Origin of the sequence: Dinoroseobacter shibae DFL 12 = DSM 16493 (genome assembly GCF_000018145.1) — a bacterium.
GTDB classification, from domain to species: Bacteria; Pseudomonadota; Alphaproteobacteria; order Rhodobacterales; family Rhodobacteraceae; genus Dinoroseobacter; species Dinoroseobacter shibae.
Window position 1 is genome coordinate 2,680,621 of record NC_009952.1, and the last position, 16,289, is coordinate 2,696,909.

The 16,289-nt window shown below is 63.2% G+C and carries 20 protein-coding genes and 1 pseudogene; 2 read left to right on the forward strand and 19 right to left on the reverse strand.

Translation table 11 applies throughout. The features are described from left to right. Window positions 1-171: 171 nt before the first annotated feature. The 6 genes from DSHI_RS12800 to DSHI_RS12825 all read right to left on the reverse strand — a co-directional run bounded on the left by DSHI_RS12800 (window position 172) and on the right by DSHI_RS12825 (window position 3,726). Window positions 172-1,056, reverse strand: coding sequence for an MBL fold metallo-hydrolase (locus DSHI_RS12800; protein ID WP_012179178.1), 885 nt, complete (start codon window positions 1,054-1,056; stop codon window positions 172-174). Between the two features lie 28 nt (window positions 1,057-1,084). Then, entirely contained in the window at window positions 1,085-1,522 is a 438-nt protein-coding gene (locus DSHI_RS12805) for a DUF6691 family protein (protein ID WP_012179179.1), read from the reverse strand. A 4-nt stretch (window positions 1,523-1,526) separates the two neighbouring features. Further along, window positions 1,527-1,961 carry a YeeE/YedE family protein gene (locus DSHI_RS12810; RefSeq protein ID WP_012179180.1) on the reverse strand — a complete coding sequence of 145 codons (435 nt, stop codon included), beginning with the start codon at window positions 1,959-1,961 and terminating at the stop codon, window positions 1,527-1,529. Next, window positions 1,958-2,170, reverse strand: coding sequence for a YgaP family membrane protein (locus DSHI_RS12815; RefSeq protein ID WP_012179181.1), 213 nt, complete (start codon window positions 2,168-2,170; stop codon window positions 1,958-1,960). Before DSHI_RS12815 ends, DSHI_RS12810 begins: the two co-directional genes overlap by 4 nt. A 101-nt stretch (window positions 2,171-2,271) precedes the next feature. Then, a complete protein-coding gene (locus DSHI_RS12820; protein ID WP_012179182.1) occupies window positions 2,272-2,949 on the reverse strand; it encodes a Crp/Fnr family transcriptional regulator in 678 nt (225 codons plus the stop codon). A gap of 84 nt (window positions 2,950-3,033) precedes the next feature. After that, entirely contained in the window at window positions 3,034-3,726 is a 693-nt protein-coding gene (locus tag DSHI_RS12825; protein WP_012179183.1) for a peroxiredoxin, read from the reverse strand. 71 nt (window positions 3,727-3,797) lie between these two features. Here DSHI_RS12825 and DSHI_RS12830 point away from each other — a divergent pair, with 71 nt between their 5' ends. Next, window positions 3,798-4,715 carry a hydrogen peroxide-inducible genes activator gene (locus DSHI_RS12830; RefSeq protein ID WP_012179184.1) on the forward strand — a complete coding sequence of 306 codons (918 nt, stop codon included), beginning with the start codon at window positions 3,798-3,800 and terminating at the stop codon, window positions 4,713-4,715. Between the two features lie 22 nt (window positions 4,716-4,737). On the opposite strand, the gene DSHI_RS12835 is transcribed toward DSHI_RS12830, so the two are convergent. The 13 genes and pseudogenes from DSHI_RS12835 to DSHI_RS12895 all read right to left on the reverse strand — a co-directional run bounded on the left by DSHI_RS12835 (window position 4,738) and on the right by DSHI_RS12895 (window position 15,404). Continuing rightward, window positions 4,738-5,715 carry an SLAC1 anion channel family protein gene (locus DSHI_RS12835; protein ID WP_012179185.1) on the reverse strand — a complete coding sequence of 326 codons (978 nt, stop codon included), beginning with the start codon at window positions 5,713-5,715 and terminating at the stop codon, window positions 4,738-4,740. Next, a complete protein-coding gene (locus tag DSHI_RS12840; protein ID WP_044027884.1) occupies window positions 5,712-5,915 on the reverse strand; it encodes a hypothetical protein in 204 nt (67 codons plus the stop codon). The genes DSHI_RS12835 and DSHI_RS12840 overlap by 4 nt, the downstream gene beginning before the upstream one ends. A 71-nt stretch (window positions 5,916-5,986) precedes the next feature. Then, window positions 5,987-6,355 carry a DUF5368 domain-containing protein gene (locus DSHI_RS12845; protein WP_012179186.1) on the reverse strand — a complete coding sequence of 123 codons (369 nt, stop codon included), beginning with the start codon at window positions 6,353-6,355 and terminating at the stop codon, window positions 5,987-5,989. A 12-nt stretch (window positions 6,356-6,367) separates the two neighbouring features. Next, entirely contained in the window at window positions 6,368-7,669 is a 1,302-nt protein-coding gene (locus DSHI_RS12850; protein ID WP_012179187.1) for an NAD(P)/FAD-dependent oxidoreductase, read from the reverse strand. A 926-nt stretch (window positions 7,670-8,595) separates the two neighbouring features. Further along, complete coding sequence (locus DSHI_RS21425) at window positions 8,596-9,291, reverse strand: Crp/Fnr family transcriptional regulator (protein WP_157865331.1); 696 nt, start codon at window positions 9,289-9,291, stop codon at window positions 8,596-8,598. A gap of 37 nt (window positions 9,292-9,328) precedes the next feature. Beyond that, a complete protein-coding gene (locus DSHI_RS12860; protein WP_012179190.1) occupies window positions 9,329-10,543 on the reverse strand; it encodes a TsoY family (seleno)protein in 1,215 nt (404 codons plus the stop codon). Between the two features lie 489 nt (window positions 10,544-11,032). Continuing rightward, on the reverse strand, window positions 11,033-11,305 hold the full coding sequence (locus tag DSHI_RS12870; RefSeq protein ID WP_012179192.1) for a hypothetical protein: 273 nt from the start codon (window positions 11,303-11,305) through the stop codon (window positions 11,033-11,035). 269 nt (window positions 11,306-11,574) lie between these two features. Further along, on the reverse strand, window positions 11,575-11,877 hold the full coding sequence (locus tag DSHI_RS12875) for a hypothetical protein (RefSeq protein WP_012179193.1): 303 nt from the start codon (window positions 11,875-11,877) through the stop codon (window positions 11,575-11,577). A gap of 337 nt (window positions 11,878-12,214) precedes the next feature. After that, window positions 12,215-12,849 (reverse strand): annotated as a pseudogene (locus DSHI_RS12880) (tripartite tricarboxylate transporter permease). A 54-nt stretch (window positions 12,850-12,903) separates the two neighbouring features. Continuing rightward, entirely contained in the window at window positions 12,904-13,062 is a 159-nt protein-coding gene (locus DSHI_RS22355) for a hypothetical protein (RefSeq protein WP_157865332.1), read from the reverse strand. Between the two features lie 230 nt (window positions 13,063-13,292). Continuing rightward, the gene (locus tag DSHI_RS21440) at window positions 13,293-13,640 is read right to left on the reverse strand and encodes a TSUP family transporter (RefSeq protein ID WP_012179197.1); all 348 of its coding nucleotides are present in this window, start codon (window positions 13,638-13,640) and stop codon (window positions 13,293-13,295) included. Window positions 13,641-13,642: 2 nt separating this feature from the next. Further along, window positions 13,643-14,671 carry a substrate-binding domain-containing protein gene (locus tag DSHI_RS12890; RefSeq protein ID WP_012179198.1) on the reverse strand — a complete coding sequence of 343 codons (1,029 nt, stop codon included), beginning with the start codon at window positions 14,669-14,671 and terminating at the stop codon, window positions 13,643-13,645. Window positions 14,672-14,717: 46 nt separating this feature from the next. Next, window positions 14,718-15,404, reverse strand: a complete 687-nt coding sequence (locus tag DSHI_RS12895) for a fumarylacetoacetate hydrolase family protein (RefSeq protein ID WP_012179199.1) — start codon at window positions 15,402-15,404, stop codon at window positions 14,718-14,720. A gap of 168 nt (window positions 15,405-15,572) precedes the next feature. Here DSHI_RS12895 and DSHI_RS12900 point away from each other — a divergent pair, with 168 nt between their 5' ends. Next, window positions 15,573-16,262, forward strand: a complete 690-nt coding sequence (locus DSHI_RS12900) for a FadR/GntR family transcriptional regulator (RefSeq protein ID WP_012179200.1) — start codon at window positions 15,573-15,575, stop codon at window positions 16,260-16,262. Window positions 16,263-16,289 lie beyond the last annotated feature (27 nt).

Sequence of the window (16,289 nt, forward strand, 5' to 3'; positions counted from 1 at the left end):
AAGCGCCCGGTGCCGTCAAGCAGGAAGACCGGGAAAGCGGGCTTGAGCGCGCCGCCATAACCGAACGCGGCCAGGACGATCCTGCCGCACGTCGGCGTGAGCGCGCAGGACCCGTAGCCGTGACCGCGTCGGTGATCTTTCCGAGGTCCAAGATCGTGTCGCTGCCGGGGTTCACAGACCGTTGACCGGCACTTTGAGCATCGGCTTGCCGTCCTTGTCGGTCGGGATCTCGCCCGCGCGCATGTTGACCTGCAGGGACGGGATGATCAGTTTCGGCATATCCAGCTGCGCATCCCGCTCGGTCCGGAACTTGACGAATTCCTCTTTCGTCTTGCCGCCGCCCACATGGATGTTGTGCGCCTTCTCTTCGCCGACGGTGGTTTCCCACTGGATGTCGCGGCCATCGGGCCCGTAATCGTGGCACATGAAAAGCCGCATCTCATCCGGCAGGGCCAGCACCTTCTGGATGCTGTCATAGAGCACGCCCGCGTCCCCACCCGGGAAATCGGCCCGGGCCGAGCCGCCGTCCGGCATGAAGAGCGTATCGCCCACAAAGGCCGCGTCGCCCATCACATGCACCATGCAGGCGGGTGTGTGACCCGGGGTGTACATGGCGAAGGCCTGCATGTTGCCGATAGTGTAGGTATCGCCATCCTCGAAGAGCCGGTCGAACTGCGAGCCGTCGCGCTGGAATTCGGTGCCTTCGTTGAAGACCTTGCCGAACGTGTCCTGCACGACCAGGATCTTCGATCCGATGCCGATCTTGCCACCCAACCTTTGCTGGATGTAGGGCGCGGCGGACAGGTGGTCGGCATGGACGTGGGTTTCAATGATCCACTCCAGCTTGAGCCCTTGCGTCTCGATTTCGCGGATCAATGCGTCGGCGTGATCATAGGTGATGCGCCCGGCGGCGTAGTCGATGTCCATCACGCTGTCGACAATGGCGCAGGCGTTGGATGACGGGTCTTTGACGATATAGCTGATCGTGTTCGTGGCCTCGTCGAAGAAGGCCTGAACGGACGGTTTGATGTCCATGTTGACGGGATAGGTCGTCATTTGCGTTATACTCCTCAGAGTAAAGAGATCAGGTCGCGGACGCGGACCGGCGTGTGGCCGCAGACTGGATGAACTTGGCCAGGAAGATGCCGGCGATGAGCGCGGCGGTGAAGGCGAAGACCTCCCACCGGCCAGTGCCGAGCGCGGGCAAGGCGCCGCCCGGGCAGAACCCGGCAATTCCCCAGCCGATGCCGAAAACGGCGGAGCCTCCGACAAGCCTTGCGTCGATTGCGCTGGATGTCGGCAGGCTGAACTTCTCCTCCAAGAGCGGTGCTGCGCGACCGAACACCAGCTTGTAGCCGATGAAGGTCGTGATCAGCGCACCGCCCATCACGAATATCAACGAAGGGTCCCAAGACCCTGCGATATCGAAGAAATTCAGAACCTTCGCGGGGTTCGCCATGCCGGACAGGGCGATGCCCACACCGAAGATCAGGCTGATCAGGTAAGTTGCAATCAGTTTCATGGCATCACCCTGCGATCACGTGACGGACGACGAAGACGGTCGCGAAGGTCGCCGCCATGAAGGTGAGCGTCGCCACGATCGACCGCGGGCTCAACCGCGCCATGCCGCACACCCCGTGCCCGGAGGTGCAGCCCGACCCGAAGGTCACACCGATACCGACGATCAGACCGCCGATCACGAGGGCCACGGTCGAAACCGGGACCTGCACGGCGGGCATCTGGCCGGTGATCAGCCAAACAACGGCAGGGCCCGTGACCATGCCCGCCAGGAGCGCGGCACGCCAGGCGAAATCCTGTCCCGAGGACGGCTGGACCAAACCGGCGAGCACACCGGTCGCGCCCATGACGCGACCGAGCACCAGCATCAGCAGGGTCGCGGCGACCCCGATCAGAACGCCCCCCGACAACGAGGCCCAGGGTGTGAATGCCGTCTCGATCATCCGCAGTCCTTGCACGTCTTGAGCCCGACGACGCTGTAGAGCGGGCAGTTGCCGACAAAGGCGGTCAGGGTGAATACGCCCGCGAAGATCAAGGCGATCCAGAACAGAAGGCCCGCGCCCAGCATCGAGGTGCCGAGGGCGGCAAAGAGCAGCGCTGCGGCGATGAGGAGCCGCGCGACCCGGTCGAGTGTTCCCATGTTCGTGGTCATGATTTCGTTCCCTCCAGAATCGATGCATCCTCTATGCCACGACGCGCGGCGTGGCTTTGGTGACTTGGTCACCGAGCGGCACATCACGAACCGGGAGCCGGCTATGAGCCGTGGGCGCCGGAGGATTTCACCAGCCGTTCGAGACCTTCCCGGCCGACGATACGCACCTCGCCCCGCGACTGCTCGATCCAGCCTCGGCGCTGGAATTCCGACAGGGTCCGCGAGATGACCTCGCGCGCGGTTCCAAGCTCGGTGCCGAGGACGGCATGTGTGGCATGCACCACGTCGCTGCGATCCGCGAGTTCCAGCAACCGCGACGCCAGGCGCACGTCCATACGTTGGAACACGATATCGTCGATCAAGGTGAAAAGATCGGTGATCCGGCGCGAATAGGCCGTAAAGACAAACTCGCGGAACACCGGAGACTTCGCAACGAGATCGTCAAACATCTTGCGGGGAATGGCGACGGCCTTCACCGCTGTTTCCGCAGTGCCTTCGGCCGAGTAATCCTCGAATGCCAGCATGCAGGCGGTGGTCAGAACGCAGCTTTCCCCGGCATGCACCCGGTAGAGGAACACCTCCCGCCCGGTTTCGGATTTCTGCTGCACCTTGACGGTGCCGTCGAGCAGCAGAAGCAGGTTATCGGCCGTCTGACCGGGGGCGAAGATCTGTGTCCCCGCAGGGACCGATACGATCTGGCTGCCGTCTTCGAGCTCTGCTTGTATGTCGGCGGGCAGACGGCTCAGCCCCTTGAACTTGGCGATCCATGACGCGTCCATATTCTTGCCTCCCAGGCGATCGGTTCACTTTCGGCGCACGGGCGCAACCGCATGGCGGTTGCACCTGAACTTCTGCTCAGCCCATCAGAGCGACTTGGTCGAAAAATACCAGTCCTTGGTGTCGAACCCTTCGGAAATGCGGGCCTCTGCCGCTGCCGCGGTTTGCGGGGTCGGCACGATGACGTCCTGGCCCGGCGTCCAGTTTTCCGGCGTGGCGACCTTGTGCGTATCCGAGGTCTGCAGCGCTTTCACAAGGCGCAGGAATTCGTCTACGGAGCGCCCGTTGGTCATCGGATAGTAGACCATCGCCCGCAGGATGCCTTCGGGATCGATCACGAAGGTCGCCCGCACGGCCTGGGTGTCCGAGGCACCCGGCTGGATCATGCCGTAGGCTTGCGCGACCTTCATGTCGAGATCGGCAATGATCGGAAACGGAATCTCGATGCCGAAGCTTTCCTTGATCGACCGCATCCAGGCAATATGAGCATAATGGCTGTCGATCGACAGGCCGAGAAGCTGCGTGTCGAGCGCGGCGAACTCTTCTGCGCGGTTGGCGAAGGCCACGAATTCGGTGGTGCAAACCGGCGTGAAATCCGCCGGATGCGAAAACAGGATCAGCCACTTGCCCTTGTAATCGGCGTTCGTCTTGCGCCCATCGGTTGTCAGTGCGTCGAAGGCGGGCGCCGGTTCGTTCAGACGTGGCAGGCCGACAGAGGTCTCGGGCGTGGGGGTGGCATGGGCATTCATGTCTTGGCTCCGTGTTGTGATGATGAACATGACGTAGTCGCTCCGCCCTGATCTTTGAAATTGATTGTATCCCTCATCGTAATTCAATAAAGCGATAATCCATGACCACCCTGCGCCAACTCCGCTTTCTCGCGGCGCTCGATGACACCGGGAATTTCTCCAGGGCGGCCGAGCTTTGCCATGTGACCCAATCCACCCTGTCCACCGGCCTGAAGGAGCTCGAGGAACGTCTGGGGATCAAGGTGGCCGAACGCACGAAACAAAGCGTGATGATGACCCCGGTCGGTCGCGATCTGGCCGAGCGTGCCCGGGCCATCCTCGCACAGGTGCAGGATTTCGAACAGCGCGCCGCCCGTGAGAACGCTGCGGGCGCCTCGGTCCTGCGTCTGGGGGCCATCCCCACGGTGGGACCATTCCTGATGCCGCGGGCCATGCCGCTGCTGCGGCGCGCCCTGCCGGAGACGAAATTCTATCTGCGCGAGGAACTGACAGAGCCGCTGGTGGCCGGGCTGCTGGAGGGGCGGCTTGACCTTTTGCTGCTGGCGCTTCCGCATCCGCTGCCGACGCAGATCGAGGCCGAGGTGCTGTTCTCCGACGGCTACCGACTGGCCACCCCGACGGACCATCCGCTAGGCAATCGCAGCAGCGTGGGCGCGGACGACCTGGATGATCGGCAACTGCTCTTGCTGGAGAAGGGTCATTGCCTGCAGCGCCATGCGATTTCCAGCTTTTCCGGGATCAACCTGGACGAGGATCAGAGTTTCTCGGCCACCAGCCTCTCGACCCTGGTTGCGATGGTGGAAGAGGATTTGGGGATCACGCTCTTGCCGAACCTGGCGGTCGATGCCGGGATCTCGCAGGGCCACAGGTTGCATCTGGGCCGGGTTGATGGTGCCTGTCCGCGCAGGGTGGCGCTGGCGTGGCGCAAGAGCTCGCCAAATATCGAGGTGTTTCGAAAGATCGGTGCATGCCTCAAGGCGGCCCGCGCCGATCTGCAGAACTCGCCTGCAGCCGCCTGAAGCGGCGGCTTGGGAGTGCACGTCATTCCGGTTGGCAGATTTCCCCGGCCATCGCCGCGCGGATCGTCCGCAGGCCGAGCCCGAGAATGGTGAGGCCGAGCAGGCATAGCAGGACAAGGCCGGCCGCACGGTGCATCCCGGACCCCGACAGGTCTGCATAGCGAAACATCGCCGTCGTCAGCGCGGCCAGCGGGAAGGACAGTGCCCAGAACGACATCGCGAAGGGCAGCCGCAGCAGCGCAGGTACCTGCACCGCGACAAGTGCTGCGAAGAAGACCCCAGTGCTGAGCAAGACATGGGCCAGCGCATCGATCTGCCCGCCATTCAAGGCAAGCCAGGCGAGAAAGCCGACGGACGGCGGGGCGATCAGGATGACGAGGGTCGGGCGCAGCTTGCCAGGCAGAGGATCGTGAAAAATCAAGCGATTAAAGACCAGTGTCAACAGGATCAGCCAGAACAGCAACCCGACCGAGAAGAAATACCAACTGACCTCGAGATAGCCGAGATGCCCCCCCCCAAGGGGCAAGATCACGTTGGCCACGGCCGGGATGAACCAGGCAGGCGACAGCATAGCCGGGCCGAAGGCGCGATGGGAGATCCAGGCCGAGACAATCACCACCGTGAGGATCGCCTGCACGACGGCGCCGATGATCCACAGGGCTGCAGAAAGTACGGGCATCCCGCTCTGCAGCAACAAGGACAAAAGCAGGATCGAGATGTTGGCGGCAGGAAAGAACGCCAGCCGGACAGGGTGGTGCCATTCCTGCGCGACAAAGGCGGAATGGCGCAGGGACTTCAGCCCATAGAGCGCGCCGAGCAGGATCAGAACAAGCGCCCCAAGGACGGTAATCGCCACCGAGGCCCCCTCAAAGCCGCCCGCCCGCAGGGCCAGGGCAAGGCCCAGAACCCCCATGGTGATCCCGAAGACCGTGATCGGATAATGGGCGAGCCATGGCTGCGGTGCCGCGGATGCATCGCCCGGGTTTGCGTCGGTGCTCATGTTTCACGCTCCTGTGCCGCCCCGTCCGCGAAGATGCGTGCCGGAGACATTCGTGTCATTCCATCGGTTTTCAACCAGACTTTCTGCACAACGGCCCCCGCGACATGCAGCGCGAGCAGCAGGTATCGAGCGGCCACGAGAAACACGATCCCACAATGCAGGGCCACTTGAATGCGGGAATACCTATCAGAAGTCGACATGTGGCCTGCCCTTGATTTGGTAGCATTGCCCGGAGCGAGGGTGCGGGAAATCCCCCGCTCCGACAGCGGTGTCAGATGTCCGCCTCACCCTTGGTACGCTTTGTGCCGAGAAGCGCTTCTAGAGTGTAGACGAGAATGGCCATGCCGATGGCCCCCGTCACGGCGATGCCGAGAAAGAGGATGATGTCGATCGGCCCGCCGAGATCCGCGAGGCGGCTGTCGGTCATCACCATGACGAACCAGACCGCAAGGACCGCGCCCACGGGCATGGACAGCTGCGCCACGAGGAATTTCTTCCAGCTCACCTCCCGGTCGCGAATGAGCACGTAGAAATAGCCGAAAGTCACCAAAACCGCTGCGGCCACCATGAACCAGAACAGGCCGCGGCCGAAAATTTCCTCGAAAACGGCGATCAGCGTTTCGAATGTCAGATCTTGCATTTCTTTTTCTCCTCAGGCTCGGCCACGCAACATCGCGTTGTAGGTGGCCTTCAGCGCCACTTCCTTCATCAGCCAGCTGATCCACAGCTCTTCGAGCGGCGCGATCATGCCGGGGAAGGACGGCACGAGGTTGTCGTGGTAGTCGAACTCCACCAGCATGGCGCGCCCGATCCGGGTGATCATCGGGCAGGAAGTGTAGCCGTCATAGGTCTCGGTGCCTTCCCGGCCCTCGATGCCCGCAACGATGTGATCCTCGACCACGGGCACCTGCCATTTGACTGACGCCGCGGTCTTGCCCTTGGGCACCCCGGCGACATCGCCGAGCGCGAAAACCTCGGGGTAGCGCAGATGGCGCAGGGTGGCCATGTCGCATTCGACCCAGCCCTGGTCGGTCCATCTGTCGGCCCAGGACAGCCCCGAGCGGCGCACGAAGTCCGGCGCACGTTGCGGCGGGACGACGTGGATATAATCATACTCCACCTCTTCCGAGCCGGACCCGGTGGCAAAGGTTGCCCGTCTCGCGCCCGCATCAATGCCGGTCAGCGTGCGGTTCATCATGGTGTCGACACCGCGGTCCTCGAACAGCATCCGGACCTTCTCGGCCACGATGGGCACCCCGAAGAGCGTGGCTTGCGGCGCGGCGTAGACCATGTTCATCCGCCCCGCATTGCCCGCCCGACGCGCGATGTCGTCGATCAGGAACGTATGCTTGAGCGGCGCGCCAGCGCATTTCATCTCGGTCGACGGACGGGTGAAGAGCCCCGTGCCGCCGTCCTCGACAAAACGGCTAGCGGCTGCCCAGGTGCGCGCAGCATACTCGGGCCCGGCATAGAGCGCGCCGATCCCGTTCTCGCCCACCATGTCCAGACTGAACCCCTCGATCGCGTCGTGATCGAGGACCAGACCTGGTGCGACGACCAGCCAGTCGTAACCGAGCGTCTCGCCGCTCTCGGTTGAGACGGTCTTAGCCTCCGCGTCCACGGCGACCACGCGCTCGGGCAGCCATGTCACCCCCTCCGGAAGCCATTTTGCCGTGTCCGAGACCACGTATCCCCCCGGTTTCAAACCGGCCGCCACCAGCGTCAGGCCAGGCTGGTAGAGGTGCTCCCGGCGCGGGTCGATCAACGTGATCTGCGCCCCTTCGAGCCGCCGCACCAGCCGGTTGGCCAGGGCGGTGCCACCCGCCCCCGCGCCGATGATCACGATGCGCGCCGATGTCTGAACGGGGCTGACCTGTGCCTCGGCGCTTGGCGAGACGAGCGAGGCCGCAGCCCCCCCGGCGACTGCCGCTGTCAGGAATTGTCTTCTGTCCATGATGTCCTCCTTCGGGTAGGGTCGCCCTCCGGCACTCCCTTGTTCCGCCCCGACCGCAGGTGTCGGTGGGTCGTGTTCCTCGATCAGCCTGCGGTCACGCTGCCGCTCCAGCCCATGGGCGCTTATCACGACGAAGATTGCGGCCCGGGACAGTCCCCGCGTGACAGGCAGCGAGAGACCGTGATGGATGGCAGTCATCGCGCAAGGCGAACGGCTGCTTTACAATGTCCAGTTCCAACATAAGCCCTCCAGCAACGCCGCGAGTGCGACGAACCTTCATGTCCAACTGGCCAATGACTAAACCCGGCGGACCGAAAGCGTTGGTGACTCTGTCACATAACAGGCATGGAAAGTGACAGGTGCGATCGAAAATCGAATGATCCGCCCCACGAAGCATCGCGGCAGGGACAAGGACCATCGACAGCGCCTTTCAGACCCCGCTCAAAACCGACGTTGCGGGCGCCGGGTCCAGCCCCTTGGCGTCTCATTGAAAATAAAACCGGCACGCGGTCGAGTATGCTGCGCGCCAGAGACAGGCGGGCGCGACTTTCTTCGAACAGGGCACCAGCCCGCACCGAACCTGCGATGCGCACGTTGCTTCGGCAGAGCCGCAAACCGTCTGCCCTTGTGCAGTTTCAGGCCGGGCGGTCCGCGCCAACCCTTGGACCCGGATGCCAGCATCCCCGCCCGAGCCGACGACAAAACCACGAGGACAGGCAGCACCGGGTCGGTGCCCTTGGCATCGCACAGAAGACCCCGGGTATAGTGCCTCGGCATTGCGGGCAGGAGCGCAGAGGCGAGAAAGACCACGGCTGCGATCGACGCGCGCTGCAACGGTAGGGCAGCCTCGGCGCGTCGGGCTGCGGCGCAGGCGGGCGTCTTTGGTGCGCTCTGAGCATCTTCAGCTTGCCGCTTGCCTGGCATGATCAAGGCGCCGGGATGCCCCTGGGCCTTGAACCGGAACTCGGTCGGGCAAGGTAGCCCTTCGAAACCCTCGCCAGGGCGGCAGGCGCCTCCAGGAAAATGCAGCCACGTTCCTGCGTGATCCAGCCTTTCACGGCGAAGTCCCGCAACCCGCGCGAAACGACCTCCCGCGCTGTCAGCAACTCGGCGGCAATATCGCCATGGGTCGCGACGACAGCCCCTTCACGCACATGACCCAAGAGCCAATCCGCAAGGCGCTGGTCGAAACCGAGCACATTCTTGGCCGAGACGCGCGCAAAGAACTTGGGCAAGCGATTGGCATGTGCTGCAAACAAGGCGCGCCGGAACCCGAGATGATCATCGACGAGTTGGTGGAACCGTTTCGGAGCGAGTTCGATCCAGGAACAGGGCGCCGTGCAGGTCGCGCTTATCGCAATCGGGCTTCCGGACAGGATGGCAGCTGTGACCGGCATGCAATCCTGTCCCTGCGTCGCCCGACATTCGGCCCAGGCAAGCCGTTGGCCCGTCTTGCGGAAATGAACGGTCAACTTGCCTTGCGTCACAAGCACGAACGCCTTGGGCTGCCCTTGCCACTGAAACGCCGTGTCGCCCTTGTCGGCGGATTTGACAACGCCCCCTGCCGCAACGAGACCGTCGACCAGCGAGATGTCTTCCAATGTCGCATCGCAGGGCTGCACGTCTTGCCCCTTCTCAAGGCGCAGGCCGGCCCCGCCGTTACTCCGCCGGGACCGCGGCATCCGCAGCGCGTCTGGCAAAGTGGCGCCGGTTGAGCAGGACCAAGAGCCCGATCATGGCGAACTGGCTGGCGATGGCCAGCGCCGTCAGGGACCAGTAGGCGCCCCCAAACTTGGCGATCAGCCCCGCATCGACCAGCCCCTTGTTGATCCAGAAATGCAGCATCACGCTGAGGGCGACACCGGGGCAAATCAACGCGTAGGAGCCCGCCGAATAGCCATCTCTGCGCAGGTAGGCGTCGGCGTATTTCTGACGCTGCAGCACCAACAGCCCGAGCACGAGGAAAACAAGCTGAACCGCGAGGATCGCGGTTGTCAGCAAGAGCGTGTCGGCCATACCGCCTTGGCCGCCGAATGTTGTGTGCAAACCGTGCTCCTGCCGCATGGTCATGATCCCCAGCACCGTCAGGATTGGCACGACGACCATCAGCGTCGGCGCGCTTTCCCGCGCGGTGCCGTGATGCAGCATCGAGTTGAACGCAACGATCGCCGCGACCGAGGCGTAAAGCCCCGCGATGACCCCGAGCATGATCGACAGAACAAGCGAAATGCCCACGGTCAGGGGCAGCGTGCTCAACGACGCGGGTGCGGACATGCCGACAGCGATCATCGACAAGGCGAAAGCGGGCAGAAGCTGCGCGAAGGAATTGTTTGCGGTCACATCGAAGACGCCGCCATCGCTCAGAACCCGCCCGAGAAACGCCCCGATCCGGCGGAACGCGACAATGGCGATGAGGGCAAAGGCAAGCATGGCCAGTGGAAAGAGATACTCCACCACGCTCCACAGTCCCGGAACAAAGACAAGGCCGAGGATGAAACCGGCATTGACCGACATCGCCAGCGCCAGCGGCATTGCCAGCAGTTGGGTTTCGCCGTTCGAGTTGACGAGCCGCGCAAAGGCGTCTGTCTTGCGGAATTCCGACAGGCGGGCGAGGTTCCAGATCAGCAGTTTGATGTTGAGAAAGGCAAACCCCGCGATCCCGGCCACCGCAATGACGATGGCAGCCTGCTGAGGCAGTCCGCCGGTCCCGAATGCGGCTCGGATATCTTCGAAAACCGGCACGGGTTGGCCCGGGTGGGGCACCCAGAACATCAGGTACATGAAAAACGTGACAACGAGGCCTCCGGACCCCAGCGATGCTAGGAAATAGAGGGGCGACCAGGCGTCAGCGGGTCTGTGGCGGGATGTGTTCATGGCGCTTCTCCACAAATGATGGAGAAGCAGTGCCATACCATCCCCCATAACGACGGTGACATCGTCACCCACCTTGGCAGATCCGGTACTTTCTCGTCATGGGTTGCGTCCAGGGGGGTCATCGCGGCCAAGTTCGGTACCTTGCAGGCGCGTCGGTGACCCCCCCCCCGGCTGCCCCGCGCCGGGAGTGACCTGTCAGGTCATGAGCGCTTGTCGCCGGATGGCATCTGCCGCGAAAGGCAGTCGTCGCATCCGGAGGCCCGTTGCACCGAAGTGTGCGGTGCCGATAGCCGCCGAGGTGGGGCCCGGGGACGCCTGCCCTGCCCCGACCGATGGCGCGTCCGGTCGGTCGAGGATATGCACCTGCATGTGCGGCACCTGCTCGAAGCGCATAACCGGATAACTCTCCCAGTCCCGCGAGGTAGTTCCATCGCGGTCCCAAGTGACTTCCTCGCAAAGCGCCCAGCTCGCGGCTTGCAGGAAACCGTCCTAGAGTTGTGCGTCCAGACCGGCACGGTCCACGACTGATCCCGTATCGGCGACCACCACCGGGTTGATCAATTCGACGGCCGCATCATCCGTGACCCTGAGATCCACGGCCACCGCGAGCCGGTTCATTTCGTTCTTGTATTGGGCATAGGCGATCCCGCGGCTCAGGCTCGCCGCCAGGGGCAGCGCCCCAAGGCAGTCCTCGAGATGGCCGAGCACGGCAATCGCCCGCGGGTCCTGCAGTTGAGAAAACCGGTACTCCAGAGAATCCACGACTGCGCATGACCGAGCTCTTCCATGAAGCTCTCCAGCACAAAATTGTTGCGCGCCCCTCCGAGGCAACGCAGGGCCGAGGTCCGGTGCGGCATGTCATCGACCAGGTTCTTGACGAACCGCTTTTCGGGAAACGCGTAGATCGGGTCGAGAGAGCGGTGCATTTCCCCATGCCGGTTGAGGTCCGGCTGCGCGGGCAAGGGCCCGATGGGATCCGCCTGCAGATGATTGGCCAAGAGCTTGGCCGGACCCGCCCTGCACGGCCCCAGTCACGGGCGCCGCGATGCGTTCCGCTGATGGCTTCGGCGGAATAGGCGGAAACGCCCCCCCTCCGCATCCGGCGTTGCGCGCAACTCCGCGGCCACTGCGGTGCAGTATGGTTCCCAGGCGCGCTCCTCTTCCCGGGTCCACTTGAGCAGGACCGGCGAGCCCGGCATGGACATGGCGACCAGTGTCGCCTCGAAAGCCGCGTCATCGGCGCCATTGTGCCCGTAACAGCCCGCGCCCGGCGTGCGGATCAGCACGACCTCTTCCAAAGGCAGATCGAGACTGTCTGCGATACTTTCGCGCAAGGCATAGATCCCCTAGCTGTGGGTGTGGACAGCCAAAATGCCAGCTGCATCAATCGCCATCGCGGCGGAGGGCGCAAGTAAGCCGTGCATCCTGTAGGGGCGCTCGTAACATGCCTCGACCGCAGGATTGGTAGGGGATCCGGGATCGCCGTCTCGACCGGCGTGCTGTCGATCACCGTGAACCGCTTTGCGTTGGACTGGGTCAGTCTTTCGAACACGTCAGCTTCATCCAGCCCCATGTCCTGCGACCATGTGCAGGCCGAGGCGAATTTCGACGCATGGTCGACCACTTGCCACCCATCCGACCGGACCAGTGCCGGAATTCTGCCATCCCGTATCAATCGCAGCCCATCCGTCTCCAGGCGATGTGCCACCAACGCGAGAGCGCGATGCGCACCCCGTCGAACGTGTCATGCCAGTTGGGATCCTTCAGCTCGGCATCGTCGGTGATGATCGCCTTTTTTTCGATGATAATGTACGCCTCGGACACGGCAAAGAGGCCCACCAGCGCCGGGACGAGCGGCACACCGTCGTAAAGTGTCAGAAACCCGAAGGTGCCGCGGGCGTGGCGTAGACCACATCCGTCCCGATCGCACCGATCATCAAGCCGAAGAAACCAGCGACCAGGCCCTTGAGCATGCCCTGGGCTGCAATCGACGCGATCAGTAAAACCCCGAACAGCATCACTACGATCATCTCGACCGAATGCACGTAGGACCCGGTACGGGCCAGCAGCGGCATGGCCGGGAGCGCGTTAATGGTGGTCAGCAGCCCGCCAAGGGCCGAGGCGACGAAGCTGATTGCCAGCGCCTGCTGCCTTTTGCCTTGCTTGGCCATGGGATAGCCATCCTGGGGTGTTGCCGCGGCCCCCGCCGTGCCGGGAATGTTGAAGAGAATGGCCCGGATGCCCGCCCCCATCCGGGCCGCGCAATAGAGCGTGACCATGAAGACCAGCCCCATCTGGGGGTCCATGGCCAGGGCCGGCTCGAACCATCCGCGGGGAAACCGGGTGTCTAAGGCGAAGGTTCACACCACCCACCCGATCAGCGAGATCACCGCGGCCAATCCCGTGATCCGGGCGGGGTCCTGGAACCTTGACAGGATCGCCATGCTGCTGAGCAGGAACAGAAACGTTGTAAGCGTGAACCCCAGCTGTCCGATCAGCACGCAAACAGGCTGGCCCAAGTGGAAAATGCAAAGCCCAGCAATCCGAATGCTACGGTCTTGAGAAGGTGCTGAAAGGTCATCAGCGTCGCGTGGGGCGCCACAAGGGTGAGCCGATCGAGTTTGAGGCTGCGCAGATAAGCGCCGACACATGGGCCGGTGCCGCCGAAAAACATCGTCAGGAAACTTGATAAGCCCCCAGCGATCGCGGTCGACCTCCGCATGAAGGCCGGTGGCGTGACTGTGATCGACTAAAGTATAAAGGAGCCTAGGGCGATCTGCAGAATCGCAGGGTCCAATTGCACCAAGAACACGCTGCCAAGCGCGATCCCGATGACCGCGCCTGCCAGAAACATCGGGGCGATCTCGCGGCGCAGGTGCCGCCACATGATCGTCGCCCGTCCCGCATTGGACCCCAGTTGCACGAACCCGTGCACCAGGGGGATCGCCGCCGCAGGCAACAGTGTCGCCAGGACCGCAAGCATCACCGCCGTGCCACCAATGCCGAAGGCCGCCGTCATGGAGAACGTGAAGAAGCTCAGCGCGGTGAGGGTCGATGCGATCGACCACCCCAGACCCGCATGGAGGAATTCCGCCATTGTCAGGTCTCCAGCACGGAGGGGTGGAACAGGTCTTCCGGCTGCACCGCGCGCGCGGCCAGATGCTGCTCCACAGAGTAGCGGCAAACGGCGGCCAGTTCCTCGCGATTGGCGCGGTAGCCGTAGCTCCAGTAATCGGGGCCCAGCGCCGAAATCGTCCGCTCCATCGTGGCCCCGAGCCAAGGCAGCGACAGACGGTTGGCATTGCCCAACCACACGGACCGCAAACGCTGCAGGGCCATGTCCCTGGCCTCGACGAACCCGTCATAGAGCGCGCGCGGCAACCACGGATGCGCATCGACGAGGGACTTGCGCACGCCAATCAGATGCATGATCGGGAAAAACCCGGTCTTCGCGTGATAGGCGCGCTCCGCGGCTTCGAAATCCGGGAACAGCCGGACAAAACGGGCATCGCCGGCCAGAAAGGCATTGGGTGGCTTCGGGGCGAGCAGCCCGTCGATTTCACCGGCAAGCAGCAGGTCTTGCAGGGTCTCGCCCTCCGAGATGGGCTCCACGCGCATCCCCTCCGGCAGCTCAAGTTCAAGGCGCTCGCGCCGGACGCCCGCGTCCAGCGCGCCGGTACGCCAATGCACCTGCCGGGCAGCGACCCCGTACTCATCGGCCAGGATGCCGCGCATCCAGAGCGCGGCGGTCATCTGGTATTCGGGCACGCCGATCCTGCGTCCGGCGAAATCCGCCGGAGTTTCGATGCCGGAGCCAGCCCTGGCAAAAAAGCCTGCATGCCGGAATGCGCGGCTGACGAAGGCCGGGATCGCAACATACGCGCCAACCCCGCGCGACACCTGCAGCACGTAGCTGGAAATCGACATCTCGGTGATATCGTAAGGGGCATCGCCCACCGCGCGCGGAAACAGCTCGGATGTCGGCGCAACCGTTCCCCGCAGCGCGACACCCGGCACGCGCACCCGGCCATCATGTAACGCCATGACACGGTCATGATCCCAACTCGCCAGCGACAGGCTCAAGCCCTGCGCCGACGTGCCCGGCGCGGTCCGATCAGCCTGATCCATCACCTCGAGTCCCATGTGTCTGGCGTTACTGTCGCCATGCCGGGTCTCAGAAGACCTTGACCGACATGCTGCCGAGCCCTTCGACGGAGATCTCCATCACATCGCCCCTCTCAACCGCCGCCACACCGGACGGCGTGCCCGACAGGATGACATCCCCGGGCGCCAGCTCGAAATATTCCGAAAGATAGGAAATCATCTCAGCAACCTTCCAGATCATCTGGTTCAGGTCGCCTTCCTGCCGTGTCTCACCGTTCACGGTCAGGCGCAGAGCGCCCTCGTTCAGCGGGCCGGTCTCTTCGATCCGGTGGATCGGACCAACGGGCGCCGACCGCTCGAACGCCTTGCCGATTTCCCAGGGACGCCCCATCTTCTTCTGCTCGCCCTGAAGATCCCGGCGCGTCATGTCCAACGATAGCGCATAGCCGTAGATATGGCTCTCGGCCTCGTCGATGGGGATGTTCGTGCCGCCGGATTTCAACATTACCGCAACTTCGGCTTCGTGATGCACATCCGAGGTGTGGGGCGGGTAGGGGAACTCACCGGAAGGGTCGAGATTGTTCGGGTTTTTCTGGAAGAAGAACGGCGGCTCGCGATCGGGATTGTGCCCCATCTCGATTGCATGGGCGGCATAGTTACGCCCGATGCAGTAGACACGCCGCACCGGAAAAAGTGCGTCCATCCCGGCGATTGGCAAGGCCACCAAGGGCGGTGTGTCGATCACGTACTCAGACATAAATTCCTCCGATGTCTTCTTCTGCTGTTCTTCCAGATCGCCCGAGGGAGCGCGGAACCAATCAAGATCAATCCTAGATTAACGCTCTTTTATGTTGAATTTTCCCTAGATCTGCAGTTCAATCATGATCAATCAAGCAAAATTGGTCAACCATTTTATGGGCGCATCGTGCTGATACGGCCGGAACAGTCTGAACGGGATAACGCGGTTAGCGTCCTTCGCGCATTCATCGAAAGCGGCGGTTACGTGCCCGGTGACCGCCTGCCGTCGGAACGTGAACTGATCGGCAGCCTCGGCATGACCCGCAACCGATTGCGCAAGGCGCTCGATGCACTGGAGCGCGACGGAGAGATCTGGCGCCACGTGGGCAAGGGCACTTTCGTATCCGCCCAGGGCAGTGCGGCCGGTGCTGGATCACTTGTCCAACTGAGCCAGCAGATTACCCCGGTGCAGCTGATGCGCGCGCGGATCGCTCTGGAACCGGCGCTTGCACGCGAAGCTGCCCTGCACGCATCGCACGAGGCTGTGGTCCGGCTTCGGCAGGCCATGCGCAGGTGTAGAAATGCCGGAACCTGGGACGCCTATGAAGCGCAGGACGACTCGTTCCACCGGTCCATCGCGGAAGCTACAGACAATGTGTTGCTGCTTTCCCTGTTTGACCAATTGAATCAGGTCCGCCGCACGGTGGCCTGGAACAACGTGGTACGCCAGACCAACCGGCCCGATGACAACCACACAAGCTTTGAAGAGCATGAGAAAATCCTCGAGGGGATCGAAGCGCGCGACCCTGTCGCCGCGCAGGCGGCCATGCATCTGCACCTCCGCTCTGTCTCGGGCCGTCTGTTCGGAGAACTCTAGCATGTGGTGGGGCGCGCGGCGGGATCC

Excerpts from the sequence above, each read along its gene's own strand:
- DSHI_RS12800 (WP_012179178.1), bottom strand. The coding sequence starts at position 1,056 with ATGACGACCTATCCCGTCAACATGGACATCAAACCGTCCGTTCAGGCC.
- DSHI_RS12805 (WP_012179179.1), bottom strand. The coding sequence starts at position 1,522 with ATGAAACTGATTGCAACTTACCTGATCAGCCTGATCTTCGGTGTGGGC.
- DSHI_RS12810 (WP_012179180.1), bottom strand. The coding sequence starts at position 1,961 with ATGATCGAGACGGCATTCACACCCTGGGCCTCGTTGTCGGGGGGCGTT.
- DSHI_RS12815 (WP_012179181.1), bottom strand. The coding sequence starts at position 2,170 with ATGACCACGAACATGGGAACACTCGACCGGGTCGCGCGGCTCCTCATC.
- DSHI_RS12820 (WP_012179182.1), bottom strand. The coding sequence starts at position 2,949 with ATGGACGCGTCATGGATCGCCAAGTTCAAGGGGCTGAGCCGTCTGCCC.
- DSHI_RS12825 (WP_012179183.1), bottom strand. The coding sequence starts at position 3,726 with ATGTTCATCATCACAACACGGAGCCAAGACATGAATGCCCATGCCACC.
- DSHI_RS12830 (WP_012179184.1), top strand. The coding sequence starts at position 3,798 with ATGACCACCCTGCGCCAACTCCGCTTTCTCGCGGCGCTCGATGACACC.
- DSHI_RS12835 (WP_012179185.1), bottom strand. The coding sequence starts at position 5,715 with ATGAGCACCGACGCAAACCCGGGCGATGCATCCGCGGCACCGCAGCCA.
- DSHI_RS12840 (WP_044027884.1), bottom strand. The coding sequence starts at position 5,915 with ATGTCGACTTCTGATAGGTATTCCCGCATTCAAGTGGCCCTGCATTGT.
- DSHI_RS12845 (WP_012179186.1), bottom strand. The coding sequence starts at position 6,355 with ATGCAAGATCTGACATTCGAAACGCTGATCGCCGTTTTCGAGGAAATT.
- DSHI_RS12850 (WP_012179187.1), bottom strand. The coding sequence starts at position 7,669 with ATGGACAGAAGACAATTCCTGACAGCGGCAGTCGCCGGGGGGGCTGCG.
- DSHI_RS12860 (WP_012179190.1), bottom strand. The coding sequence starts at position 10,543 with ATGAACACATCCCGCCACAGACCCGCTGACGCCTGGTCGCCCCTCTAT.
- DSHI_RS21440 (WP_012179197.1), bottom strand. The coding sequence starts at position 13,640 with ATGGCGGAATTCCTCCATGCGGGTCTGGGGTGGTCGATCGCATCGACC.
- DSHI_RS12890 (WP_012179198.1), bottom strand. The coding sequence starts at position 14,671 with ATGGATCAGGCTGATCGGACCGCGCCGGGCACGTCGGCGCAGGGCTTG.
- DSHI_RS12895 (WP_012179199.1), bottom strand. The coding sequence starts at position 15,404 with ATGTCTGAGTACGTGATCGACACACCGCCCTTGGTGGCCTTGCCAATC.